This is a genomic window from Brotocaccenecus cirricatena, assembly GCF_020687045.1.
GTDB lineage: Bacteria > Bacillota > Clostridia > Oscillospirales > Oscillospiraceae > Vescimonas > Vescimonas cirricatena.
Map to the genome: position 1 here is coordinate 1 of NZ_JAJEPW010000092.1, position 7,881 is coordinate 7,881.

Consider the following 7,881-nt stretch of genomic DNA (forward strand, 5'->3'; position numbering starts at 1 on the left):
CCGATCTGCTGCCAGGCAGCGCCGCTCTCGTTATGTAAGGCGTAGATTTACTTGTTGCTCAGGTACTCGTCGATGGACTTGGCACCCAGCTTGCCGGCGCCCATGGCCAGGATCACGGTGGCCGCACCGGTAACGGCGTCGCCGCCGGCGTACACGCCCTGGCGGGAGGTGAGGCCGTCCTCGTTGACGATGATGCCGCCCTTCTTGTTGACCTCCAGGCCCTTGGTGGTGGACTTAATGAGGGGGTTGGGGGTGGTGCCCAGGGACATGATCACAGCGTCCACGGGAAGCTCGAACTCGCTGCCCTTCTTCTCCACGGGGCGGCGGCGGCCGGAAGCGTCAGGCTCGCCCAGCTCCATCTCGATGCAGGTCATGGACTTGACGCAGTCCTGCTCATCGCCGTTGATCTGAACGGGGTTGTTCAGGGTCTTGAACACCACGCCCTCCTCGATGGCGTGCTCCACCTCCTCATGACGGGCAGGCAGCTCCTCCATGCCCCGGCGATACACCACATACACGTCGGCGCCCAGGCGCTTGGAGCAGCGGGCGGCGTCCATGGCCACGTTGCCGCCGCCTACCACGGCCACCTTCTTGTCCTTCAGGTCCATGATGGGGGTGTCGGAATCCGGGCGATAGGCCTTCATCAGGTTGATGCGGGTCAGGAACTCGTTGGCGGAGTACACGCCCTTCAGGTTCTCGCCGGGGATGTGCATGAACATGGGCAGGCCCGCGCCGGAGCCCACGAACACGGCCTCGAAGCCGTTCTCCTCCATCAGCTCGTCGATGGTGATGGTGCGGCCCACCACGGTGTTGGTCTCCACCTTCACGCCCATGGCCTTCAGGCCGTCCACTTCCTTCTGGACGATGCTCTTGGGCAGACGGAACTCGGGGATGCCGTAAACCAGCACGCCGCCGGCCAGGTGCAGGGCCTCGAACACAGTGACCTCATACCCCTTCTTGGCCAGGTCGCCGGCGCAGGTCAGGCCCGCAGGGCCGGAACCCACCACCGCCACCTTGTGGCCGTTGGGCTGGGGCTTTTCGGGGGCCTCGGTGCTGTGGGCGTTGTGCCAGTCGGCCACAAAGCGCTCCAGACGGCCGATGCCCACGGGGTCGCCCTTCTTGCCCCGGACGCAGTGCATCTCACACTGGCTCTCCTGGGGGCAGACGCGGCCGCACACGGCGGGCAGGGAGCTGGTCTGGTGGATGACCTGATAAGCGCCCTCGTAATCCCGCTCCACGATTTTGGCGATGAACTCGGGAATGCGGACGTTCACGGGACAGCCGTCCACGCAGGGATGATTCTTGCAGTGGAGGCAGCGGGCGGCCTCGTCCAGGGCCTGTTCCTCGGTGTAGCCCAGGGCCACCTCCAGGAAGTTCTTATTCCGGACGTTGGGGTCCTGAGAGGGCATCTCATTCTTATCCAGACGCATATTGATCTTGGCAGCCATGTTACTTTACCTCCTGCTTGAACAGATTGCAGACTTCCTCGTGCTTGCGCACCTCGAAATCGTGATACATCTGGTTGCGCTTGACAGCCAGATCCCAGTCCACCTGCTGGCCGTCGAAGTCGGGGCCGTCCACGCAGGCAAACTTGGTCTCGCCGCCAACGGTCAGGCGGCAGCCGCCGCACATGCCGGTGCCGTCGATCATGATGGGGCTCATGGACACGGTGGTGGGCACGCCATAGGGGGCGGTGGTCTTACAGACGAACTTCATCATCACCATAGGGCCGATGGCGAAGATCTCGTCATACTGGTTGCCCTCGTCCAGCAGCTGCTTCAGGGCCTCGGTGACCAGGCCCTTCTGGCCATAGGAGCCGTCGTCGGTGCAGACCTTCAGCACGGAGGAGACGGCCTTGAACTTGTCCTCGAGAATGACCACGTCCTTGCTCTTGAAGCCCACCACAGCGTGGACCTCTGCGCCGCAGTCATGGAACTTCTTCAGAACGGGATACGCGATGGCGCAGCCCACGCCGCCGCCGACGACGCAGACCTTCTTCTTGCCCTCGGTTTCGGTGGGCTTGCCCAGGGGGCCAACGAAGTCGTGGAGATACTCGCCCTGCTGCTTGTGGCTGAGCTTCTCGGTGGTGGCGCCCACGGTCTGGACAATGATGGTAACGGTGCCCTTTTCGCGGTCATAGTCGTGGATGGTGATGGGGATGCGCTCGCCGTTTTCATCCACCCGCAGGATGATGAACTGGCCGGGCTGTGCCTTCCTGGCAACCATAGGAGCCTCGATCTCATACAGGATCACGGTGGGTTTCAACGCTTCTTTGGTCACGATGCGATACATGGTCGTTCCTTCTTTCCTAATTCATAAGGGGTACAGCCGTACCCGGAGCATAGGGCGGACCCAGGCCCGCCCTATGTCGTGTGTGTTTATAATATCACAATGTGCGGATTTCGTCAATCCGTAGTAAAAGATTATCAGGCAGCTTGCCAAAAGGGATTTTTGACAAGCTGCCTGACGGGTCAAAGGGGCGAGGAGAAGGTCCCCTCACCCCTTGGATTTCGGAATGTCCGGGAAAGCAGATCAGAACCAGGCGGCCCAGGCCAGGAAGCCCAGGCAGGCCACCACGCCCACAAACAGGGTGACGATGACCAGGTAGCCCATGATGTCCCGGGCGGACAGCTTGGCGATACCCAGGGCAGGCAGGGCCCAGAAGGGCTGGATCATGTTGGTCCACTGGTCGCCCCAGGCGATGGCCATGGCGGTGCGGCCATTCTCGATGCCCATAGCCGCGCCGGCGGGCATCATGATGGGACCCTGCACGGCCCACTGGCCGCCGCCGGAGGGAACGAAGAAGTTCACCACACCGGCTGCCAGGAAGGACAGCATGGGGAAGGTGACGTTGTTGGAGATGTTCACGAAGAACTCGGAGATCACGCCCGCCAGGGACACGCCCTCGGCATTGGCGGCCACCATCATGCCCATGATACCGGCATAGAAGGGGAACTGCAGCAGCACACCGGCAGCGCCGCCGGCGGCGTCGGAGATGGCGTCCACATAGCGGCGCAGGTCGCCGTGGAGCAGGATGCCCAGGAACAGGAAGATCATGTTCACGATGTTCAGGCCCAGGATAAAGCCGTTCTGAACGAAGTAATAGACGATGTACACAAAGCCGCCCACCAGGGTGATGGCCCACAGGATCTTGGAGTGCTCCATCTTGTCGGCGGGGGTCTTGATCTCATAGGTGCGCTCGGCCTCGTCCTCCAACAGGGTGGGGTCGATGCACACGGTGTGGGCCTTGTCGGGATGCATGGCGTAGTTCACAAGGGGCATGACAAACAGAATCACGCCCACCATGATCAGGTTCATGGGGTGAAACACCGTGTCGGTGATGGGGGCCTGATACAGAACCTCGCCGAATTTCTTGCCCGCCACCAGGTCCAGGGGGATGGAGCCGGACAGGCCCGCGTGCCAGATCACGAAGCCCGAATAGGCGGAGGCGATCAGCAGGGGATAGTCCACGGTGGGGACCCGGCGCACCACTTCCTTGGCCAGCAGCGTACCGGCGATCAGGCCGAAGCCCCAGTTCAGCCAGCAGCAGATGGTGGAGATGAAGGTGGTGACCACGATGGCCTGCATATTGTTGTGGCACAGACCGGCGGCGGCCCGCAGGGCCTTTTTGCAGGGCTTGGCGGCGGCCATGGCGGAGCCGAACACCAGCACCAGGGCCATCTGCATGGAGAAGCTCAGCAGACCCCAGAAGCCCTTGGAATCGCCCCAGGCGTTGAGCACCTGCAGCGGGCCCATCTTTGTGGCGCACATGGAGCCGATGAAAACGATGATGCTCAGGATGATGGCAAACAGGAAGGCATCCGGCAGCCATCGGTTGACCACGCGAACGCAGCCGTTGGTGAATTTCTTGAACACAGACTCACTCTCCTTTAATATGTCCGGAGGAGGGGTCCCCTCCCCCGCTGTCCTGGCCGGGCCTCTGCGCGGGGCCGGGCTGTCTCTGCTTCTATTGTATAGGAGTACGGTCCTGTTTACAATTAATGTTTCGCCGAAATTATAACAATCTTTTTGGTAAAGTACAACAATTTTACATTTTTCAAGTGTTTTTGCCGTAAATATGGCGTTAAAAATACGTGCAATGCGTAAAGGCGCATTAACAAAGGGAGAGGGGGCGCGCCCCTCTCCCCTGTTTTTCAGAAAAAGTCTCGCAGAGTTTGCCGCCCGCAGGCGGCAAATCAACGGATTCCCACGTCGCTTCGCTCCTCGGAATGACAGAAACGTGTTTTTCGACAGCCCCTTGGTTTAGTGCAAATATTTTTTCAGGTACTGGCCGGTATAGGACGCCGGGCAGGCGGCCACGGTTTCCGGCGTTCCGGCGCAGACCAGGGTACCGCCGCCGGAGCCGCCCTCCGGCCCCAGGTCGATGAGCCAGTCGGCGGACTTGATCACGTCCAGGTTGTGCTCGATGACCAGCACCGTGTTCCCGGCGTCCACCAGCCGCTGCAGCACCTCCAGCAGCTTTTTCACGTCATCGGAGTGCAGGCCCGTGGTGGGCTCGTCCAGGATATAGAAGGTGCGGCCCGTGGCCCGGCGGGACAGCTCCGTGGCCAGCTTCACCCGCTGGGCCTCGCCGCCGGACAGGGTAGTGGAGGACTGGCCCAGCTTCACATAGCCCAGGCCCACGTCGCACAGGGTGCGGAGCTTTTCGGCGATTTTCGGCACCGGGGCAAAGAACTCCAGGGCCTCCTCCGCCGTCATGTCCAGCACGTCGGCGATGCTCTTGCCCTTGTAGCGCACCTCCAGGGTCTCCCGGTTATAACGCTTGCCGCGGCACACCTCGCAGGGGACATATACGTCGGACAGGAAGTGCATCTCGATCTTCAGCATACCGTCGCCGCAGCAGGCCTCGCACCGGCCCCCCTTGGTGTTGAAGGAGAACCGCCCCGGGCCATAGCCCCGGGCCTTGGCCTCCTGGGTGGCGGCGAACAGGGTGCGGATCTCGTTGAACAGGCCCGTGTAGGTGGCGGGATTGGAGCGGGGCGTCCGGCCGATGGGGCTCTGGTCGATGCCCACCACCTTGTCCAGATGCTCCTCCCCCTCCAGGGCGTCATGCCTGCCGGGCCGGACCTTCATGCGGTTCAGGTCCGCCCCCAGGCGCTTGAAGATGATCTCGTTGACCAGGGAGGACTTGCCGGAGCCGGACACGCCGGTGACGCAGGTGAAGGTCCCCAGGGGGACGGATACGTCGATATGCCGCAGGTTGTTTTCCGCCGCGCCCCGGACGGTGAGGTATGCTCCGCTGCCCGGGCGGCGGCTCTCCGGCACGGGGATGGACTTTTTGCCGCTTAAATACTGGCCGGTGAGGCTGTTGGGGTTGGCCATGACCTCCTCCGGCGTGCCGGCGGCCATAACCTGTCCGCCATGGGCCCCGGCCCCGGGGCCGATGTCGATGAGGTAGTCGGCGGCGCGCATGGTGTCCTCGTCGTGCTCCACCACGATCAGGGTGTTGCCCAGGTCCCGCAGCCGCTTCAGGGTGGCCAGCAGCTTGTCGTTGTCCCGCTGGTGCAGGCCGATGGACGGCTCGTCCAGGATATACAGCACCCCCATGAGGCTGCTACCGATCTGGGTGGCCAGGCGGATGCGCTGGCTTTCACCGCCGGACAGGGTGCCGCTGGACCGGGACAGGGTCAGGTAGCTCAGGCCCACGGATTGCAGGAAGCCCAACCGGGAGCGGATCTCCTTGAGAATCTGGGCCGCGATGAGCTGCTGCGTCTCCGTCAGGGTCAGAGCGTTGAAAAATTCCAGCTCCCGGTCCACCGGCAGCTCCGTGGCCTCCATAATGGACAGGCCGCCCACCGTCACCGCCAGCGCCTCCGGCCGCAGACGGCGGCCCTTACACGCCGGGCAGGGGCACTGGGTCATGAACTCCTCGAGCTCCCGCTTGCTGGCGTCGGACTGGGTTTCCTGATACCGGCGCTCCAGATTGTTGGCGATGCCCTCGAAGGGCTGGTACAGGGTGCCCCGGCCTCGGGGCTGGTCATAGTGCAGCTCCAGCTTTTCGCCCCGGGTGCCGTAGAAAATCACGTCCCGAACCTCCGGGGACAGCTGGCGCACCGGGGTTTGCAGGGAGAAGCGATATGCCTTGGCCAGGGCCTCGAAATACATGCGGCTGATGCCGTCGGAGCGGATGGAGTTCCACCCCGGGGCCACGATGGCCCCGTCTAAGATGGACAGCCGGTCGTCGGGGATGATCAGCGCCGGGTCCGCCTTCAGCTGCATCCCCAGGCCCGTGCAGGTGGGGCAGGCCCCGAAGGGGTTGTTGAAGGAGAACATCCGGGGCGTCAGCTCCTCGATGCTGATGCCGCAGTCGTCGCAGGCGTAATTCTGGGAAAAGGTCAGGTCCTGCCCCTCCCGCACCAGGTTCACCACGACGATGCCGCCGGACAGGTGGGAGGCGGTCTCCACGGAGTCCGTCAGCCGCTGGGCCCCGTCGGGCCGGACGATGAGCCGGTCCACCACGATCTCGATGCTGTGCTTTTTGTTCTTGTCCAGGGGGATGTCCTCGGACAGGTCATAGAGGTTTCCATCGGCCCGGACCCGGACATAGCCGGAGCGCCGGGCGTCCTCAAACACCTTGGCGTGCTCGCCCTTGCGGCCCCGGACCACCGGGGCCAGCACCTGGATGCGGGTGCCCTCCGGCAGGGCCATGATCTGGTCGATGATCTGGTCGATGGTCTGCTGGCGGATCTCCTTGCCGCATTTGGGGCAGTGGGGGGTGCCCACCCGGGCCCACAGCAGCCGCAGATAGTCGTAGATCTCCGTCACCGTGCCCACGGTGGACCGGGGGTTCTTGCTGGTGGTCTTCTGGTCGATGGAGATGGCCGGGGACAGGCCGTCGATATAGTCCACGTCGGGCTTGTCCATCTGACCCAGGAACATCCGGGCATAGCTGGACAGACTCTCCACATACCGGCGCTGGCCCTCGGCATAGATGGTGTCGAAGGCCAGGGAGGATTTCCCGGACCCGGACAGCCCCGTCAGCACCACCAGCTTGTCCCGGGGAATGGTGACGTCGATGTTTTTCAGGTTGTTCTCCCGGGCGCCCTTGATGAAAATATGATCTTGCATGGTCGTTCGTCCTTAGTCCACAATAATATCCGCCGTTTTGGCCCCCAGCAGGGACAGCAGAGCCTGGGGGTCACACTGGACCTGGTGGCCGATCCTCCCCGCCGACACCATAATGGCGGGAAGGTCTGCCGCCGTGGCATGGAACACCGTGGGGAACTGCTTTTTCATGCCCACAGGGCTGCATCCGCCGTGGACGTAGCCCGTCAGCGGCAGCAGCTCCTTCTGAGGCAGCATGGCCACGGACTTCTCCCCTACGGCCCTGGCGGCCTTTTTCAGGTCCAGGCTCTCTGCTGCCGGGATGTCGAAAACGTAATAGCCGCCGCTGGCCCCCCGGGTCACCAGGGTCTTGAACACGCAGGCCGGGTCCTGGCCCAGGGTCCGGGCCACGGACACCCCGTCGATGGGGCCGTTGGGGTCATAGGTGTGGGGGGTATAGGGGATCTTTTTCTGCTCCAGCGTCCGCATGACGTTGGTTTTTTCTTCCTTCTTGGCCATGATGTGCCTCCTTGTCTTACCAAATGATTCTATAATACGGATTCTTGATTCAAAAAAATGAATCAAGAACCCTGTGCGCTGCGCGCACACACAGCGTGTGAAAACACGCTGTGCCGTCTCATACAAAACCTGACGCACCTTCGGTGCTATAAAAAGCTTTTCAAGCTTTTTAACAGGTTTTGGTATCAATCAGCCACAGCACCAGCAGGTGGGCCGGGTAAAAGCCGTACCATACCCACCGGAGCCAGGGGCCGTGGGGGGCCTGCTCCCCATCTGGCTGTACCGGGGCCGTCAGGG

5 protein-coding genes are annotated in these 7,881 nt (G+C 62.6%); all 5 read right to left on the reverse strand.

Features of this window, described 5'->3' with window-relative positions:
- Positions 1–47: 47 nt before the first annotated feature.
- On the reverse strand, positions 48–1,448 hold the full coding sequence (gene gltA / locus LKD37_RS16225) for an NADPH-dependent glutamate synthase (protein ID WP_302930126.1): 1,401 nt from the start codon (positions 1,446–1,448) through the stop codon (positions 48–50).
- Position 1,449: 1 nt separating this feature from the next.
- Complete coding sequence (locus tag LKD37_RS16230; protein ID WP_302930127.1) at positions 1,450–2,292, reverse strand: sulfide/dihydroorotate dehydrogenase-like FAD/NAD-binding protein; 843 nt, start codon at positions 2,290–2,292, stop codon at positions 1,450–1,452.
- A gap of 240 nt (positions 2,293–2,532) precedes the next feature.
- Positions 2,533–3,876: a short-chain fatty acid transporter gene (locus LKD37_RS16235; RefSeq protein ID WP_302930128.1), complete on the reverse strand. Its 1,344-nt coding sequence runs from the start codon at positions 3,874–3,876 to the stop codon at positions 2,533–2,535.
- Between the two features lie 387 nt (positions 3,877–4,263).
- Positions 4,264–7,089, reverse strand: a complete 2,826-nt coding sequence (uvrA, locus tag LKD37_RS16240) for an excinuclease ABC subunit UvrA (protein WP_302930129.1) — start codon at positions 7,087–7,089, stop codon at positions 4,264–4,266.
- A 12-nt stretch (positions 7,090–7,101) separates the two neighbouring features.
- On the reverse strand, positions 7,102–7,584 hold the full coding sequence (gene ybaK, locus LKD37_RS16245) for a Cys-tRNA(Pro) deacylase (protein WP_302930130.1): 483 nt from the start codon (positions 7,582–7,584) through the stop codon (positions 7,102–7,104).
- Positions 7,585–7,881: the final 297 nt, after the last annotated feature.

What these genes read in the sequence shown, in the direction of transcription:
- gltA (WP_302930126.1), bottom strand. Translation starts at nt 1,448, where the DNA reads ATGGCTGCCAAGATCAATATGCGTCTGGATAAGAATGAGATGCCCTCT.
- LKD37_RS16230 (WP_302930127.1), bottom strand. Translation starts at nt 2,292, where the DNA reads ATGTATCGCATCGTGACCAAAGAAGCGTTGAAACCCACCGTGATCCTG.
- uvrA (WP_302930129.1), bottom strand. Translation starts at nt 7,089, where the DNA reads ATGCAAGATCATATTTTCATCAAGGGCGCCCGGGAGAACAACCTGAAA.
- ybaK (WP_302930130.1), bottom strand. Translation starts at nt 7,584, where the DNA reads ATGGCCAAGAAGGAAGAAAAAACCAACGTCATGCGGACGCTGGAGCAG.